Source organism: Streptomyces sp. NBC_01232, from assembly GCF_035989885.1.
Classification (GTDB): Bacteria; Actinomycetota; Actinomycetes; order Streptomycetales; family Streptomycetaceae; genus Streptomyces.
Genome location: NZ_CP108518.1, coordinates 7,378,227 through 7,395,497, shown reverse-complemented (window position 1 = coordinate 7,395,497; position 17,271 = coordinate 7,378,227). Strand labels below are relative to the sequence as shown.

General features: G+C 69.0%; 15 protein-coding genes. 9 read left to right on the top strand and 6 right to left on the bottom strand.

Annotated elements, in window-relative coordinates:
* The first annotated feature begins 19 nt into the window (after positions 1–19).
* Together OG444_RS34050 and lysA are read left to right on the top strand one after the other, a co-directional pair.
* Entirely contained in the window at positions 20–382 is a 363-nt protein-coding gene (locus OG444_RS34050; RefSeq protein ID WP_327265727.1) for an SAV_915 family protein, read from the top strand.
* 57 nt (positions 383–439) lie between these two features.
* Positions 440–1,729, top strand: coding sequence for a diaminopimelate decarboxylase (gene lysA, locus OG444_RS34045; RefSeq protein WP_327267014.1), 1,290 nt, complete (start codon positions 440–442; stop codon positions 1,727–1,729).
* A gap of 110 nt (positions 1,730–1,839) precedes the next feature.
* Here the strand turns inward: lysA and OG444_RS34040 are convergent, their stop codons facing one another.
* Complete coding sequence (locus OG444_RS34040; RefSeq protein ID WP_327265726.1) at positions 1,840–2,124, bottom strand: hypothetical protein; 285 nt, start codon at positions 2,122–2,124, stop codon at positions 1,840–1,842.
* A 6-nt stretch (positions 2,125–2,130) separates the two neighbouring features.
* On the opposite strand from OG444_RS34040, the gene OG444_RS34035 reads away from it, so the two are divergent.
* Positions 2,131–2,910, top strand: a complete 780-nt coding sequence (locus OG444_RS34035) for a MerR family transcriptional regulator (protein WP_327265725.1) — start codon at positions 2,131–2,133, stop codon at positions 2,908–2,910.
* A gap of 206 nt (positions 2,911–3,116) precedes the next feature.
* Here the strand turns inward: OG444_RS34035 and OG444_RS34030 are convergent, their stop codons facing one another.
* A complete protein-coding gene (locus tag OG444_RS34030; protein WP_327265724.1) occupies positions 3,117–4,307 on the bottom strand; it encodes a cytochrome P450 in 1,191 nt (396 codons plus the stop codon).
* Between the two features lie 183 nt (positions 4,308–4,490).
* Here OG444_RS34030 and OG444_RS40830 point away from each other — a divergent pair, with 183 nt between their 5' ends.
* Positions 4,491–5,165, top strand: a complete 675-nt coding sequence (locus OG444_RS40830) for a helix-turn-helix domain-containing protein (RefSeq protein ID WP_442810690.1) — start codon at positions 4,491–4,493, stop codon at positions 5,163–5,165.
* 237 nt (positions 5,166–5,402) lie between these two features.
* Here OG444_RS40830 and OG444_RS34015 read toward each other — a convergent pair whose 3' ends face one another.
* The 4 genes from OG444_RS34015 to OG444_RS34000 all read right to left on the bottom strand — a co-directional run bounded on the left by OG444_RS34015 (position 5,403) and on the right by OG444_RS34000 (position 12,044).
* Positions 5,403–5,588, bottom strand: coding sequence for a hypothetical protein (locus tag OG444_RS34015; RefSeq protein WP_327265723.1), 186 nt, complete (start codon positions 5,586–5,588; stop codon positions 5,403–5,405).
* A gap of 63 nt (positions 5,589–5,651) precedes the next feature.
* Positions 5,652–7,589, bottom strand: coding sequence for an APC family permease (locus tag OG444_RS34010; protein ID WP_327265722.1), 1,938 nt, complete (start codon positions 7,587–7,589; stop codon positions 5,652–5,654).
* A gap of 158 nt (positions 7,590–7,747) precedes the next feature.
* Positions 7,748–9,898 carry a potassium-transporting ATPase subunit KdpB gene (gene kdpB, locus OG444_RS34005; protein WP_327265721.1) on the bottom strand — a complete coding sequence of 717 codons (2,151 nt, stop codon included), beginning with the start codon at positions 9,896–9,898 and terminating at the stop codon, positions 7,748–7,750.
* A gap of 259 nt (positions 9,899–10,157) precedes the next feature.
* On the bottom strand, positions 10,158–12,044 hold the full coding sequence (locus tag OG444_RS34000; protein ID WP_327265720.1) for an APC family permease: 1,887 nt from the start codon (positions 12,042–12,044) through the stop codon (positions 10,158–10,160).
* Between the two features lie 242 nt (positions 12,045–12,286).
* On the opposite strand from OG444_RS34000, the gene kdpF (OG444_RS33995) reads away from it, so the two are divergent.
* The 5 genes from kdpF (OG444_RS33995) (at position 12,287) to kdpB (OG444_RS33975) (ending at position 17,269) form a co-directional block, all read left to right on the top strand.
* A complete protein-coding gene (gene kdpF, locus OG444_RS33995) occupies positions 12,287–12,376 on the top strand; it encodes a K(+)-transporting ATPase subunit F (RefSeq protein WP_327265719.1) in 90 nt (29 codons plus the stop codon).
* Between the two features lie 34 nt (positions 12,377–12,410).
* Positions 12,411–13,169, top strand: coding sequence for a DUF4118 domain-containing protein (locus OG444_RS33990; RefSeq protein WP_327265718.1), 759 nt, complete (start codon positions 12,411–12,413; stop codon positions 13,167–13,169).
* Positions 13,170–13,409: 240 nt separating this feature from the next.
* Complete coding sequence (kdpF, locus tag OG444_RS33985; RefSeq protein ID WP_033223114.1) at positions 13,410–13,499, top strand: K(+)-transporting ATPase subunit F; 90 nt, start codon at positions 13,410–13,412, stop codon at positions 13,497–13,499.
* A gap of 6 nt (positions 13,500–13,505) precedes the next feature.
* Complete coding sequence (gene kdpA, locus OG444_RS33980; RefSeq protein ID WP_327265717.1) at positions 13,506–15,170, top strand: potassium-transporting ATPase subunit KdpA; 1,665 nt, start codon at positions 13,506–13,508, stop codon at positions 15,168–15,170.
* Complete coding sequence (gene kdpB / locus OG444_RS33975) at positions 15,167–17,269, top strand: potassium-transporting ATPase subunit KdpB (protein WP_327265716.1); 2,103 nt, start codon at positions 15,167–15,169, stop codon at positions 17,267–17,269. Before kdpA ends, kdpB (OG444_RS33975) begins: the two co-directional genes overlap by 4 nt.
* Positions 17,270–17,271 lie beyond the last annotated feature (2 nt).

Genomic DNA, 17,271 nt, shown 5'->3' with positions numbered 1-17,271 from the left:
GTTCCCCGAGGAGGGCCCCATGTGCTTGTTCCTGTACGACGAATCCGACTCCGAGCCCGAGGAACAGGGCCCGGCCGGGCCTGTGTACGTGCCCGCCCGGCCGGGAGAAGCGCACGTCGTCGTGCGGCTGTTCCGCACCCCGATGGGAACCCGTACCGCCGTCGGTTTCACCAGCCCGGAACGGCTGGCCGCCACGCTCGGTACGGCCCAGCCCTGGATCCGGCTCTCCGAGGCCGCACTCCGTGCGATGGCCCGGCCGCTCGGCGCGTCCCTGCTGACCGTCGACCCGGCCCTCACCGCGCCCCCGGTCCCCACGGCGGATGCCGGACCCACCGGAGCACCGCTCACATGGGTATCCGAGACCACGGCCCGCACGGCCTGAAGGGGAGCGGAACATGACCATCGCCGTTCTCCCTGAGAGCCCGCCGCTGCCGGTGAGCTGTCCGTATGGCCCGCGTCCACGAGGCCGCTCCCCCACGGCGACCTGGCCGTCGGCGGAGTCTCCCTCACCCAGATCGCCGAGCGCTTCGCCACCCCCGTCTACGTACTGGACGAGGGCGAGGTCCGCGGGCGCTGCCGGACGTATCGCGACGCCTTCCCCGACGCGGACGTGCTGTACGCCGCCAAGGCGTTCCTCTCCCGCGCCATGGTCCGATGGGTCCAGGAGGAGGGGCTGGGCCTGGACGTATGCTCGGCCGGGGAGCTGGAACTCGCCGTCACCACCGGATTCCCGCCCGAGCGCATCGTGCTGCACGGAAACGCCAAGTCCCCGCACGACCTGGAGGCCGCCCTGCGCCTCGGTGTCGGACGGATCGTCATCGACAGCCCGTCCAAGATCGCCAGGATCGCCGCCGCCGTCGGCCCAGGCGGCCGCCAGAAGGTGATGGTGCGGGTGGTCCCGGGCGTCTCGGCCGGCGGCCACGACAAGATCCGAACCGGAAGGGAGGACCAGAAGTTCGGGCTCTCCCTCACCGACGGCGGCGCACAGCACGCCGTCACCCGGATCCTGGGCCAGCCCCGGCTCGAACTGACCGGCTTGCACTGCCACATCGGATGCCAGATATCCGAGGTGAAGCCCTACCTGGTCGCCCTGCGCCGCATGATCGGGCTCATGGCCCGCATCCGTGACACCCACGGCCTGGTCCTGCCCGAGCTGGACATGGGCGGCGGCCACGGCATCGCCTACCAGCCGGGCGTACCCGCCCTCGACCTCACCGCGCTCGCCCGGCGGATGCGTACCGAACTCGTCGACGGCTGCGCCGCCGCCGGACTGCCCGTGCCCCGGCTCGCCGTCGAACCCGGACGGGCCGTCGTGGGCCCCGCCGGAGTCGCCCTCTACCGGGTGCTCACCGTCAAGCACACCGGCGAGAACGTGTTCGTCGCCGTCGACGGCGGCATGATCGACAACCCGCGCCCCGCCCTGTACGGGGTGCGGTACGCACCCCGGCTCGTCGGCCGCCACTCGGCGGCCGGGCCCCGTACGGCCACCGTCGTCGGGCGGCACTGCGAGGCGGGCGACATCCTCGCCTCCGACGTCCAGCTGCCGGGCGACATCCACCCCGGCGATCTGCTCGCCGTACCGGTGGCCGGTGCCTACCAGCTGTCCATGGCCTCCGGATACAACCTGGTCGGCCGCCCCGCCGTCGTAGCCGTCCACGAGGACACGGCCCGGCTCCTCGTCCGGCGGGAAGCCCTGGAGGACCACCGGCGCCGGGACATCGGCGCCTAAGGCCACACGAAGGCGCGTTCGCCGCCGCTTGGGATTCTCCATATCGTCACGGTGAGATACAGGCACGGTGAGATACAGGATGGCGGCAGGTGCGGCAGCCGGGCGGATCGTCAGTCCTGACGACCGCCCGGTGCCCGCAGCAGCCGCTCCAGCTCCGTTCCGGCCTCTTCATATCCGGCGTCCGAGATCCGTTGCAGCTCGCGCAGGTCACCGGCCGCGGCCGCGCGTCGCGTGAGCAGCATTCCGGCGTGCCGGGATCCCTCGTCCAACAGGTCGCTCAGCTCCGCGACGTCGCCGGCCGCGTCCTCGAGATCGGCCAGCCGGTCCAGCGCGGTCTCGTTGCCCTCGTCGGCCAGGTCGCGAAGGGTCTCCCGATCGGGGTTCGTGTTCTCCATGACGCCATGCTGCAACCCTGCCCCTGGGGCAAGGTCAAGTGGGACGATGACGAGGTGATCACCATCGGACAGCTGGCCGGCTACATCGGAGTGTCGATCAAGACCGTCCGCGTCTACCACGACAAGGGGTTGCTCCCCGAGCCCGACCGCGACGCGTCCGGCTACCGGCGGTACGGCGCGAACGACGCTGTCGATCTGATCAAGGTCCGGACACTGGCAGAAGCCGGTGTCCCCCTCGCTCGTATCCGGTATCTGAGAGCGGCGGGCGAGGAGGAATTCCGGCAGGCGCTGGGCGAGATCGACGACGAACTCGACGCCCGCATCCGCAGCCTGCAGGACACTCAAGGGCGCCTGCGCCGGCTCGCCGCCGGGCGTCTGGTGCCACTGCCCGGCGAGGTCTTCGCCCATCTGGAGGATCTGGCCCGATGGGGATTCACGCCTCGATGGGTGGACCTGCAACGCGACTTGTGGATCCTCGTGTTCGCCACCCACCCGGACCGTGCGACCACCCTGTTTCACGAGCAGGCCGAGATCTTGGCCGACCCGACTCTACGGTGGCTCTTCCTCGACTACGACCACGCACACGACCTCGACGCCGACGACCCGCGGCTCGAGGACCTCGCCCGCGGGATCGCCGAGGCGAATCGGGAGCGCTACGGGCCCGACGAACGGCCCGGGCTGGATACGGGCTCCGAGATCCCCGCCCTCATCCAGAGCAGAGTCAACGCTTCGTCCCCGGCATGGGAACGGCTCGACTCCCTCATTCGCGCCCGACTGGACGCATGACGTGAGCGCCCCCGGAGCGTCCTGCGAGGTGTGTCTCTCCTCGGACCCGTCGCGATTCCCGACACGCACGTGAGCCCCTGCCAGGTCGAGCGCGGCCAGGGCCCTGCTCACTGTCCAGCCGGCGCCGCGGACCCGATCCGCGCAGGCCGGCAACCACAGCTCGGCCGCGGCGGCCGTACGCGAGCTCACCCGTCACCGGCCGGAGGTCACACCTCCCAGGTGACCGGGAGGCTCTTCACCCCGTAGATGTCCGCGGTCTCCGGGCGCAGGGCGACGTCTTCGGCCGGTACGGCCAGGCGCAGCGTGGGGAAACGCCCCAGCAGCGCGGAGAACGCGACCCGCATCTCGATGCGGGCCAGCTGCGCGCCCAGGCACAGGTGGATGCCGTGGCCGAAGGCCAGGTGCCCGCCGGAGTCCCTCCCGAGGTCGAGCGTGTGGGGATCCGGGTACCGCTCGGGGTCGCGGTTGGCGGTGTTGTACGACAGGACGACCGTCGTGCCGGCCTCGATGGTCTGGCCGCCCACCTCGACGTCCTCCAGCGCCGTCCGCATGAACGACTTGGCGACGCTCAGATACCGCAGCAGCTCCTCGACGGCCTGGTCGATGAGCGCGGGATCGGCGCGCAGCGCTGCCAGTTGCTCCGGGTTCTGCAGCAGCGCGAAGGTCCCGAGGGACAGCATGTTGGCGGTGGTGTCGAAGCCGGCCGCCAGCAGGATCAGGCTGATCCCCTGCAGCTCCTCATCGGTCAGGTCGCTGTCGGTGAGTTCGCTGAGCACGTCATCGGTGGGGTTCGCACGCTTGGCAGCCACCAGTTCCGCGAGGTAGGTCTGGGTCGCGGTGTAGGCCGCCATCAGCTCCTCGTCGCCCGTCTCCCCGTTCATGAACTTGTCGATCTGTTCCTGGAAGGAGGCCCGGTCCTCGTACGGCACCCCCAGCAGCTCACAGATGATGATGGTGGGGATGGGCTTGGCGAACGCGGTCACCAGGTCCGCCGACGGCCCCGCCTTCTCCATGGCGTCCAGGCAGTCGGTGGTGATCTGCTCGATGCGCTCGGTGAGCAGGCGCATCCGCCGTGCGGTGAACTTGCCGACCAGCGGCTTCCGGTAGCGGCTGTGCTGGGGGTCGTCCATGAGGAGGAACTCGCCGGGCGGCGCCGGAGGGATCTCGAAGTCGACCACGTTCAGGAGGTCCTTGCGCGAGCTGAACCGCGGGTCGGCCAGGACCGACCTGACCAGGTCGTATCCGGTGATCATCCAGCCGGGTTTCCCGCCGGGGTGGGTGTAGCGGCTGATGGGGCCGTGCCGGCGGGCGTCGATCAGCTCTGCCGGAGGGTCGAAGGGACAGCCGGACTGACGCTCCGTCGGCAGCGTCGTAACAGTGTGGACCGATTCATCCATGACCATTCCTCACCTCGCGATAGTGCGTGTTTGATACAATTCGAAAGCTACGTTGCATTCAGGATTGCTGCAATCCACTGGAACGCATAAGTGCAGCTGAAGAGTGCCAAATTGATGCAATGACGCTGCGCTCGAATGCAATGGTGCGTTGCATTGAGTGGCGGTGAAGGCAATACTGGCGGCATGCCTGGAGGACGGTTGACCCAGCAGGAACGCCAGCGCATCGCGGCCGGACTCACCGGCAAGCTCTCCTACGCCGAGATCGCCAGGCGGCTCGACCGGCCGACCTCGACGATCAGCCGGGAGATCGCACGCAACGGCGGTCCCGGCGGCTACCGGCCCCAGCAGGCGCAGCTGGCGACGGTCCAGCGGGCGCAGCGCGGCACACCGGCACCCCCGCGCGCGGCCGGAGCGCCGGGCGGCGCAATGGAAGAGGAGATCATCGAGCTGGCGGTCAGGTCGGGACTGCCGAGGATGACAGCGCGCGTGCACGTCGACCTGTTGCTGTCCGAGGACGGCAGGCGCACAGCAGCCGAGCTGACCCGCAGACTGAAGGTCAGCCCGGCCTCCGTCTCCGTAGCCGTGAACTTCCTGGTCGAGCACGGGTATGTCCGGCGCGAGCGCGATCCGCAGCGGCGTCGCGACATCTACGTGGTCGACGACGACGCCTGGTACCACTCGATCGTGATCAGCTCGCGGCAGACGCTCGAGGCAGCGCAGGCCTCGACGGCCGCGGCGCAGGCGTACGGGCCCGAGAGCCCTGTGGGGCAGCGGCTGGCCAAGGTGGGCGCGTTCCTTGAACAGGTCAGCCTGGACATGCTGGAGTCGGCCGACCGATGCCGCCGCCTCCTGGCGTGACGGGTCTCAGCCGAACCGTCTGGGCCGCCGGCGGACCAGTTCCTGCCGAACGTCACCGACCCATGCCATCTGGCCGTCCGGCACCGCGGCGGCACGGCGGGTACGTCTGGTTCCCCGCTGACGTCGACAACATGACCCCTGAGAAGCTCGTCGGCCCTCCCGCGGTCCACGAGGACACGGCCCGGATCCTTCTACGGCGCGTACGCCGGAGGGCTACCGCCACCGGGACATCGGCGGCTAGGGCCGGTAGACGAGCTCGATCACCATCGCTGCGATGATCGCCCAGACCCCGATGCCGAGCAGCCACATGGCATCGAGGATCGCGCCGGTGGCGATCACGGTCAGACCTGCCGCCCCGAGGACGAGTACGGTCCGGCGGACGGCGCGATCGGGGCGCCAGGAGATGGTCACGACAGTGAGCATCCCTCCGGATCCGCGTGGGGGTGAGGATCCGGAGGGTTTCCTGTCGGCATCTTGGCGCTGATGTCAGCCCGCGTGGACGTGGGGGCGCCGGGCGCGGTCCGGTTCGGCCTCGCGGATGACCTCGCGGGTGACGGGGGCGACCTCGCCCTGGCCGAAGAGGAAGAAGCGGAAGAAGTTGGCGAACGGGTTGCCCTCGGTCCACTCGAAGTAGATGTGCGGCCGCTGACCGGTCTCGTCCCGGACGTGCAGCAGGAGGGCGGCCAGGGCGTTGGGGATGCTGGAGCTCTCCAGGGTCAGGACGCGGTAGCGGTCGTGCAGCACTTCGCCGCGTACGCGCATGCCCGATTCGAACTCGGACGCGTCCAGGACGGTGACCTCGACGAACACGACGTCGTCCCCGGCGGGGATGTCGTTGTCCGTGCGGATCTGTTCCTTCTTCTGCCGGTACTCGGCGAGGTCCCGGTTGTCGGGCTCGTTCGCGATGAACCGGATCGTGCGGTTGGCGGTGTCGCGGATGAACCGCTGGGCCATGTCGTCGAACTCGATGTGCGTGACGCGCAGCTCGAAGACCCGGGCCAGACGGGAGAGGAGGGAGAGCGCCATGATGCCGGCGATGAAGCAGGCACCGATCTTCACGCCGTCGGGACGTTCGACGATGTTGACGCCGGTCGTGTAGATGAAGACGGCCGAGATGACGCCGAAGCCGATGGTCCAGCCGCGCTCCCCCGCCCGGCGGGCGGCGATGGTCACGGCGACCGCGGCCGAGGTGATCAGGACGAGGACACCGGTGGCGTACGCGCCGCCCTGCGCGTCCACGTCGGCGTTGAAGATCCAGGTCACCAGGAACGCGACAAGGGTGAAGACGATGACCATCGGTCGCAGCGCTCGCGCCCAGTGGGGCGCCATGCCGTACCGGGGCAGGTAGCGCGGCATCAGGTTCAGCAGACCGGCCATCGCCGACGACCCGGCGAACCACAGGATCAGGATCGTGGAGATGTCGTAGACCGTGCCGAAGGCCGATCCCAGGTACTCGTGCGCCAGATAAGCCAGGGCTCGCCCGTTGGCCTCACCGCCTGGCTGGAATTGGGCTGGCGGGATCAACAGCGTCGTGATGAAGCTGCTGGTGATCAGGAAGACGCTCATGATGATGGCCGCGGTCGTCAGCAGCTTCTTGGCACCGCGGATCCGGCCCGCCGGCTTGTCCTCGGTGTCCTCGGGGTCGCCCTTGACGTGCGGCATGACCGCCACGCCGGTCTCGAAGCCGGACAGGCCGAGCGCGAGCTTCGGGAACACGATGAGGGCGATGGCGACCATCATGAGCGGGTTGCCGTGCTCGGCGGTCAGTGCCTCGGTCCAGTCGGTGACGACATGCGGTTCGGCAGCCACCTCCCACAGGCCCCGCGCCACCACAACGACGTTCAGGCTGAGGTACGTGGCCACCAAGACGACTGCGACGCCGATGGCCTCGCTGAACCCCTTGAGGAACACGGCACCGAGGAGCGCGATCATGATCAGAGTGATCAGCACCTCATGACCGTGCAGAGTGCTCGTGAGGTGCGGGTTCTCCACCAGGTGGGCGGTCGCGTCCGCCGCCGACAGGGTGATGGTGATCAGGAAGTCGGTCGCCGCGAACCCCAGCAGGGTCAGGACGAAAAGCTTCCCCTTCCAGAACGTCAGCAGCCGCTCCAGCATGGCGATCGAACCCTCGCCATGGGGACTCTCCTCGGCCACCCGCCGGTACACGGGCAGGGCACCGAAAAGAGTGAGGAGGACCAGCACGATGGTCGCGAGCGGCGACAGCAGGCCGGCGGCCAGCGCCGCGATGCCGGGCTGGTAGCCGAGGGTGGAGAAGTAGTCCAGACCCGTCAGGCACATGACCCGCCACCAGGGCCGGCCATGGGGCTGGGCCGCCGCCTCCTTGGCGGCGGGCGAACTGTTCTCGGCGGTCAAGCCTTCCAGCATCCACGCGCGCAGGCGCGAGGAGCGGGCCGGGGTGGCCATCGTGGGGAGCTCCTGTCGTACGGCAAAGAATCAGCCATCGACACCGACGGCGGAGCAAGCGTACGCAGATTGATCTCATATGCCTGCGGCTGAGGCAATCCTGACGCGTCCTTAACGCGAACAGGGCCACCTGTGGCGTAGCCGCCGTGTTCCCGAGGTCAGCCGAGGCCGGGAATGGTGGACACCACCAGGTCGATGAGCTTGATCCCGACGAAGGGCAGGATCAGGCCGCCGAGGCCGTAGACACCGAGGTTGCGGCGCAGCAGGTCGTGGGCGGAGGCAGGCCGGTAGCGGACACCGCGCAGGGCGAGCGGGATGAGGGCCACGATGATCAGCGCGTTGAAGATGATCGCCGAGGTGATCGCAGAGGTGGGGCTGCTCAGGCCCATGACGTTGAGTGCTTCGAGTCCCGGGTAGGCCGCGGTGAACATCGCCGGGATGATCGCGAAGTACTTCGCGACGTCGTTCGTGATGGAGAAGGTGGTGAGCGCACCCCGGGTGATGAGGAGCTGCTTGCCGATCTCGACGATCTCGATGAGCTTGGTCGGGTTGGAGTCCAGGTCCACCATGTTCCCGGCCTCCTTGGCGGCCGAGGTACCCGTGTTCATCGCCACGCCGACGTCCGCCTGCGCGAGCGCCGGGGCGTCGTTCGTACCGTCACCGGTCATCGCAACCAGCTTGCCGCCCGCCTGCTCCCGCTTGATCAGCGCGAGCTTGTCCTCGGGCGTCGCCTGGGCGAGGTACTCGTCCACCCCCGCCTCCGCGGCGATGGCGCGGGCCGTCAGCTCGTTGTCGCCGGTCACCATGACCGTACGGATCCCCATGCTCCGCAGCTCCGCGAAGCGCTCCCGAATGCCTTCCTTGACCACGTCCTTGAGGTGGATGATGCCCAGCACCCTCGGCCCGTCCCAGTCGTGGACCGCCACCAGCAGAGGGGTCCCGCCGGATTGCGAGACCTGGGCGGACCATGCGGCGGCCTCCGCCTGTACGGTCCCGCCGCGCATCGCCACCCAGTCCATGACCTCCGTCACCGCGCCCTTGCGGATGGCGCATCCCGCGCCGTTGTCCCAGCTCAGGTTGACGCCGCTCATCCGGGTGCGGGCGCTGAACTCGGTGAAGCGGGGGTTGCTGAGGTCCTCGGCGGCGGCCGGCTGGAGCCCGTACCGCTGGGTCAGGGCCACAACGGACCGGCCTTCGGGGGTCTCGTCGGCGAGTGAGGACAGCTGGGCGGCGTCGGCGAGCTCAGTGTGGTCGATGCCCGGGAGCGGGATGAAGGCGGCGGCCTCGCGGTTGCCGTGGGTGATGGTGCCGGTCTTGTCGAGGAGCAGGGTGTTGATGTCACCCGCGGCCTCGACGGCGCGGCCGCTCAGCGCGATGACGTTGCGCTGCACGAGGCGGTCCATGCCGGCGATGCCGATCGCGGAGAGCAGGGCGCCGATCGTGGTGGGGATGAGGGTCACCAGGAGCGCGACCAGTACGGTCGTGGACTGGGCGGCGCCCGCGTACGCGGCCATCGGCTGGATGCTGACCACGATCAGGATGAAGATGACGGTCAGGGCGGCCAGCAGGATGTTCAGCGCGATCTCGTTCGGGGTCTTCTGCCTGGACGCACCCTCGACCAGCGCGATCATCCGGTCGATGAAGCTGTTCCCGGAACGCGAGGTGACCCGTACGACGATCGAGTCCGACAGCACGGTCGTACCGCCCGTGACACCGGACCTGTCGCCGCCCGACTCCCGGAGCACGGGGGCTGATTCACCGGTCACCGCCGATTCGTCCACCATCGCCGCGCCGTCGACCACGTCCCCGTCGGCCGATACCAGCTCCCCCGCTTCGACCAGGACGAAGTCGAAGGGCTGGAGCTCGGCCGGAGTCACCACCTCGGTCTCGGCGTGGCGCAGGTTCGTCCCGTACGTCCAGCGCTTCAGCCGGAGAGCGACGGTGTCGGTACGCGCCTTGCGCAGCGACTCGGCCTGGGCTCGGCCACGGCCCTCGGCGACGGCCTCGGCGAGGTTGGCGAACAGAACCGTCAGCCAGAGCCAGACGCTGATCACCCAGGTGAAGACGGACGGGTGGATGAGCGCCGAGAGCGTCGTCAGGACGGAGCCCACGGCCACGACGAACAGCACCGGCTTCTTCACCAGTTCGCGCGGGTGGAGCTTGGCGACGGCCTCCCGGGCGGAGGTGGCGAGGAGCTCGGGCTCCAGCACGTTCACCTGGCCGGAGCGTTTCCGGGACGGCCGGTCGAGCGGGGTCCGCGGAGGGGTCCCTAGACCCGGGGGCACGTGCTGCGCGGCGGCGGGAGGCATGGGGAGGAGACCTTCTGGTGAGTTCGGCCGGGCACCCTGCCGGGCCGGTCGGCACGCGGCGGGTGCGGGTGAGAGGTGTCGCCGCCGGGGACTGTCTCGCATGGACCCCCTCGGCCGTCATGTGAGTGGTCGAGGTCCCCGGCGGCGCAACAGGCAGGAAACTACTGCCCGTGCCAGCGGAAATCCCCCTGTGGGCAGGGGATTTGGCACCTTCTTGACGGCGGCGCACACGACGCATCAAGCCGCCGTCAAGGGCACGTCAACGCGCGTCGGCCGTGATGCGGAAGCGCAGTCGGCAGATGACGGCGTCGGTGTCGCGGCGTACCGCGTGGGCGACCACGGAGCCACGCTGGTTCTGCAGCATCCGCTGCCACAGGTGAGTGGGTTCCGCTTCCGGGATGAGGACGGTCACCTGGGCATCCGGGTGTTTCTGCATGAGCTCGCGCACGTACGCCGACACCGGCCGGCCGAGCGAGCGGGTATCGGAGGCGACCTCGATCAGCGCGATGCCGGGCTTCCACAACTCCCAGTCCCGGCGCAGCGCTTCGGCCGCTTGCCGGTCCTCAGGACCGGTGTGGGTGACGGTCACGGCGAGGACCTCGTCGCCAAGCGAGCGGGCCGCGGTCAGCGCCTGACAGGTCAGTCGGGACAGCCCCGACACGGGGACGACGATCAGAGAGCGGGAGCGCTGGGGCGGCTGCGGGATGCGGCCGAGCTCCAGGCGTGCGCCGATCTGGGCGTAGGCCCGGTTGACCTTCTCGAAGCCGAGGACGATCAGCGGCAGGGCGAGCACGATCAGCCAGGCGCCCTCGGTGAACTTGGTGGCGGTCACGACGACCGCGGAGACTCCGGTGAGCAGTGCGCCGAAGCCGTTGAGGGCGGCCTTGGCCTGCCATCCTTCGGGGCGTTCGCCGTACCAGTGTCGGACCATGCCGACCTGGCAGATGGTGAAGCCGACGAAGACGCCGATGGCGAAGAGCGGGACGAGGGTGTTGGTGTCGCCGCCTGAGGACACCAGCAGGGCGGCGGACACGAGGGCCAGCCACGCCACCCCGTGGCGGTGTACCTGGCGGTCCGCCTTGAGGGCGAAGACGTGCGGCAGGTAGTTGTCCCGGGCCAGCAGGCTCATCAGCACGGGAAGCCCGCCGAAGGAGGTGTTCGCGGCCACCGCGAGCAGCACCATCGTCGCGAACTGGACCAGGTAGAAGGCGAGGTTGTGGCCGAAGGAGGCGTCCGCGAGCTGAGCCAGCACGGTCACCCCCTCGACCGGCTGGAGGTGGAAGCGGCCGATCAGGACCGAAAGGCCGATCAGCATCACGCCGAGCAGGGCGCCGAGGGCCACCTCGGTCCGCTGGGCGCGTCGCGCGGCCGGGGCACGGAAGGCCGGCACCGCATTGGCGACGGCCTCGACGCCGGTCAGGGCGGAACAGCCGGCCGCGAAGGCCTTCAGCAGCAGGAGCGCGCCGACCCCGGTGGCCCCTTCGCCGAGCGCGGAGGCGTGGCCGGCGGCCGATGCGGTGCTGACCGGGCCGTCGCGGAAGAGACCGACCGCCACCATGGTGAGGATCGACCCGACGAACACCGCGGTCGGTACGAGGAACGCCTTGGCGGAGTCCACGACCCCGCGCAGGTTCACCGCCGTGACCAGAACCAGGACCCCGAGGCAGATCCACACCCGTTCCCCGTACAGCTCGGGGAACGCCGAGGTCAGCGCCGCGACGCCGGCGGTGACGGAGACGGCGACGTTCAGGACGTAGTCGAGGATCAGCGAGGCCGCGGCGACCAGGCTCGTGCGCCGGCCGAGATGCTTCTTGGCGACGGCGTACGAACCGCCACCGTCCGGGAACGCGGCGATGACCTGCCGGTACGAGGCCACCAGCACGGCGAGCAGAGCTGCGATCGCGAGGGTGACGGGGAGGGGGAACCCGAGGCCGTAGGCACCGGCTGCCGCCAGGACCAGCACGATCGACTCGGGCCCGTACGCCACGGAGGCCATCGCGTCGAGCGACAGGGCGGCCAGGCCCTGGAGGGCGGTCAGCCGGTGCCGGTCCCCCGCCTCGGGAGGCGTCCGTAGGCCGGTATCAGGAGGTTCCTCCGTGCCCGGTGCCTTTCTCGCCGCGGTCGTCTTTCCCATGTCTATGGCCATCTTCGCTGTTCCTCCACTTGGACAAAGTGAGGACAGCGTCGGGACGCCATGGCCGAATGACCAGTGCTCTTGGCGGAATCCATATGACCGCCGCGCCACTCTTCACGTGCTCCTGACGCCGGGGCCGCAAAGTCGTATGAGGTGCGTCAAGACCTCGCCGGGGACGCGTGGCTCCTTCATCGGCCGCGGGCACGCTTGAAAGGCGCGACACACGTCCGCCGAAGTCAAGGGAGTACACGCTGATGAACGCGGAAAACGTGGTCGGACTCATCGTCGCCGTCGCTCTGCTCGGCTACCTCGTGACCGCCCTGATCAAGCCCGAGAGGTTCTGATTCAAGACCGCCCCGTCCGGACGGGAGACATCACATGTCCGGATCCTCGCACCGCCTGCACGACCGTGCCGTTCTGCTCGCCGCCCTCGTGGTGCCGTTCCTCGTGGCGCTCGCCCTCGTGCCGTTCCGCGCGGGCATTTCAGCGACGAACGAAGCTCTGATCATGGTCGTCGCGGTGGTCGCCGTCGCCGCGCTCGGGACCCGGGCGGCCGGGGCGCTGGCCGCACTCTCTGCGGCTGCCTGGTTCGACTTCTTCCTCACCAGGCCCTACCAGCAGTTCGCCATCGCCGACCGTGACGAGATCCAGACAGCTTTCCTCCTGCTCGTCGTCGGCCTGATCGTCTCGCAGCCGGCCGTACGGGTACAGCGGCTCCGGACGGTCGTGGTCACCGACGCCTCGCATCTGTCGAGCCTCCAGGGAACCGCCCGTCTGGTCGAGGACGGCGCCTCACCGGAAGCGGTGGTCGAGTACGTGCGCCGGGAGCTCGTGGGCCTGCTGGGGCTGCGCGGCTGCCGCTTCGAGTACGGCAGGCTGCTCGGGCACCGGCCGCGCCTGGAGCACGACGGTGGCTTGTGGTTGCGCAGCCGCAGCCGGATCGTCGAGTACGCCGACTGGCCGGACGGAGAGACCGAGCTGCGCGTCGTCGGCGGCGGGCACTACTACGGCCGTTTCCTCCTCGATCCGCTCCCGGACCGTCCCCTGCCTCCCGAGGAGGCCCGCCTGGTCGCCGTCGCGCTGGCCGCTCGGGCCGGTGGCGCGCTGGACACGGCCGGCCTCTCCCACCAGGGCTGACCGGCGGTTCGCGACCACTCGCGTATGCGTCGCGTTAAGAGTTCCCCTGCTCCCGTATGGACACCATCAAGGTGTCTTAACGCCGGGATGAAGACACGGTTATCTCGACATCGGCCATCTGGCCGATTCAATTCCTTCCCTCTTCATCCAGGAGCTCACGGTGGCCGATCTGGCCTTCGTCGTCACCACGGTCGCGGTCTTCGCGCTGGTGGCTCTCATCGCCCGGGGGGTGACCAAGCTGTGAACGCCGAAAACATCATCGGCCTCGTCGTGGCCGTCTCCCTGCTCGGCTACCTCGTCCTCGCCCTTGTGTACCCGGAGAGGTTCTAGCCACCGATGAGTCCCGTTCTCGCTGGTGTGCTCCAGCTCCTCGCACTGATCGCCGCGCTCGCGCTGGCCTACCGCCCGCTGGGCGACCACATGGCCCGCGTCTACTCCTCCGACAAGCACTACAAGCCGGAGAAGTGGATCTACAAGGCCATCGGCGCCAATCCGAGCGCCGAGATGCGCTGGCCCGCCTACCTGCGCGCCGTCCTCGCCTTCTCCGCGGTCTCGGTCCTGTTCCTCTACGGCCTCCAGCGGGCCCAGGGCATCCTGCCCGGCTCGCTCGGCTTCGTGGCGATCGACCCCGACCAGGCCTTCAACACCGCCGCCTCCTTCGTGGCCAACACGAACTGGCAGTCTTACTACGGCGAACAGGCCATGGGCCACGTCGTACAGACCGGCGGCCTGGCGGTGCAGAACTTCGTCTCCGCCGCCGTCGGCATGGCCGTCGCAGTGGCCCTCGTACGGGGCTTCGCGCGCTCCCGCACCGGGGAACTCGGCAACTTCTGGGCCGACCTGGTGCGCGGCACCGTCCGCATCCTCCTGCCGATCTCGGTGATCGGCGCGATCGTCCTGGTCGCCTGCGGCGCGATCCAGAACTTCGCCGGCATCCACGAGGTCGGGCAGTTCCTGGGCGGCACGCAGCAGTGGAACGGCGGCGCGGTCGCCTCGCAGGAGGTCATCAAGGAGCTGGGCACCAACGGCGGCGGCTACTACAACGCCAACTCCGCCCACCCCTTCGAGAACCCGACCCCCTTCTCAAACCTCTTCGAGATCTTCCTGATCCTGCTCATCCCCTTCGCCCTCACCCGCACCTTCGGCCGCATGGTGGGCAATCTTCGCCAGGGCTACGCGATCCTCGCCACGATGGCCACCATCTGGATCGGCTTCACCGCGCTGATGATGTGGACCGAGTTCGCCCACCACGGCCCGGCCTTCGACGTCTCAGGCGGGGCAATGGAAGGCAAGGAGACCCGCTTCGGCGTGGGCGCGTCCGCAATCTTCTCGGTCGCGACCACGCTGACCTCGACCGGCGCGGTCAACTCCTTCCACTCCTCCTACACCGGTCTGGGCGGCGGCATCCAGCTGCTGGGCATGCAGCTGGGCGAGATCGCGCCCGGCGGCGTCGGCTCCGGCCTCTACGGCATGCTGATCATGGCGATCATCGCCGTCTTCATCGCCGGCCTGATGGTCGGCCGCACCCCCGAATACCTGGGCAAGAAGATCGGCACCCGCGAGATCAAGTTCGCGGCCTGCTACATCCTCATCACGCCCGCCCTGGTGCTCGGCTTCACCGCCGCGGCGATGGCGCTGGACACCCCGGCGAACTCGATGACGAACTCCGGAGCGCACGGCTTCTCCGAGATCCTCTACGCCTACACCTCGGGCGCCAACAACAACGGCTCCGCCTTCGCGGGCCTGAACGCCGACACCCAGTGGTTCAACAGCACCATCGGCATCGCCATGCTGCTCGGCCGCTTCCTCCCGATGGTGTTCGTCCTGGCGCTGGCCGGCTCGCTCGCCGAGCAGAAGCCCGTACCGGAGACGGCAGGCACGCTCCGCACCGACAAGCCCCTCTACACGGGGCTGCTTGTCGGCACCATCCTCATCGTCACCGGTCTGACCTACTTCCCGGCCCTCGCGCTGGGCCCGCTTGCCGAAGGGCTCGCCTCATGAGCACCATCACCCCCACCCGCGCACCACACGAAGACATCCCGACAGGCCACAAGCCGGCCGGGCGGGTCGGCGGCGGTCTCTTCGACCCCAAACAGCTCCTGAAGTCCTTCCCCGACGCGATCCGCAAGCTCGACCCCCGCATCATGATCAAGTCGCCGGTCATGTTCGTCGTCCTGATCGGCTCGGTGGTCACCACCGTGCTCGTGTGTATGGACCCGACGGACTGGTTCGGGTGGGCGATCACCGCCTGGCTGTGGCTGACCACGATCTTCGCCAACCTCGCCGAGGCCGTCGCCGAGGGCCGTGGCAAGGCCCAGGCAGACACGCTGCGCAAGGCCAAGACCGATTCCGTCGCCCGCCGTCTGACCCAGGACGGCAAGGGCGAGGAGCAGGTGCCCGGCGCGGAGCTCCGTATCGGTGACCTGGTGGTCTGCGAGGCCGGCGACATCATCCCCGGCGACGGTGACGTCGTCGAAGGCGTCGCCTCGGTGGACGAGTCCGCCATCACGGGTGAGTCCGCCCCTGTTATCCGGGAGTCCGGCGGCGACCGCAGTGCGGTCACCGGCGGCACCAAGGTCCTCTCCGACCGGATCGTCATCAAGATCACGACGAAGCCCGGCGAGACCTTCATCGACCGCATGATCGCCCTCGTCGAGGGCGCCGCCCGGCAGAAGACACCCAACGAGATCGCGCTCAACATTCTGCTCGCCTCGCTGACCATCGTCTTCCTGCTCGCCGTGGTGACCCTGCAGCCGTTCGCGATCTACGCGGGCGCCGAGCAGTCGATGATCGTGCTGACGGCCCTGCTGGTCTGCCTGATCCCGACGACCATCGGCGCCCTGCTCTCCGCGATCGGGATCGCCGGCATGGACCGCCTGGTCCAGCGCAACGTCCTGGCGATGTCCGGCCGGGCCGTCGAAGCCGCCGGTGACGTGTCCACGCTGCTGCTCGACAAGACGGGCACCATCACCCTCGGCAACCGCCAGGCCTCCGAGTTCGTGCCCGTCAAGGGCACCACGGCGGCGGAACTGGCCGACGCCGCCCAGCTGTCCTCCCTCGCGGACGAGACCCCCGAGGGCCGCTCCATCGTGGTCCTGGCGAAGGAGAAGTACGGGCTGCGGGAACGCCACCAGGGCGAACTGTCCCAGGCCGAGTGGATCGCCTTCACCGCGCAGACCCGTATGTCGGGCGTGGATGTGGACGGCAAGCAGACCCGCAAGGGCGCGGCCGGATCCGTCATCACCTGGGTCCGGGAACAGGGTGGCCAGGTCTCCGACGACGCAGACACCCTCGCCAACAAAATCTCGGAGGCCGGCGGTACACCGCTCCTCGTCGCCGTCAAGGACGAGAAGGGGGCCCGCGTGCTGGGCGTCATCCACCTCAAGGACGTGGTCAAGGAGGGCATGCGCGAGCGGTTCGAGGAACTGCGCCGCATGGGCATCAAGACCGTCATGATCACGGGCGACAACCCGCTCACCGCGAAGGCCATCGCCGAAGAGGCGGGTGTCGACGACTTCCTCGCCGAGGCCACGCCCGAGGACAAGATGGCCCTCATCAAGCGGGAGCAGGCGGGCGGCAAGCTGGTCGCGATGACCGGTGACGGTACGAACGACGCCCCGGCGCTCGCGCAGGCGGACGTCGGCGTGGCGATGAACACGGGCACCTCGGCCGCCAAGGAGGCCGGGAACATGGTGGACCTGGACTCCAACCCCACCAAGCTCATCGAGATCGTCGAGATCGGCAAGCAGCTCCTCATCACCCGCGGGGCTCTGACCACCTTCTCCATCGCCAACGACGTCGCGAAGTACTTCGCGATCATCCCGGCCATGTTCGCGGTGGTGTACCCGGGCCTCGACAAGCTCAACATCATGGGCCTTGCCTCGCCCGAGTCGGCGATCCTCTCCGCGGTCATCTTCAACGCGCTGATCATCATCGCGCTGGTGCCGCTCGCCCTGAAGGGCGTCCAGTACAGGCCGACCAGCGCCGACAAGATGCTCCGCCGCAACATCGGGCTGTACGGCGTGGGTGGTCTGATCGCCCCGTTCATCGGCATCAAGCTCATCGACCTGCTCATCTCCCTCATCCCCGGAATCGGCTGAGA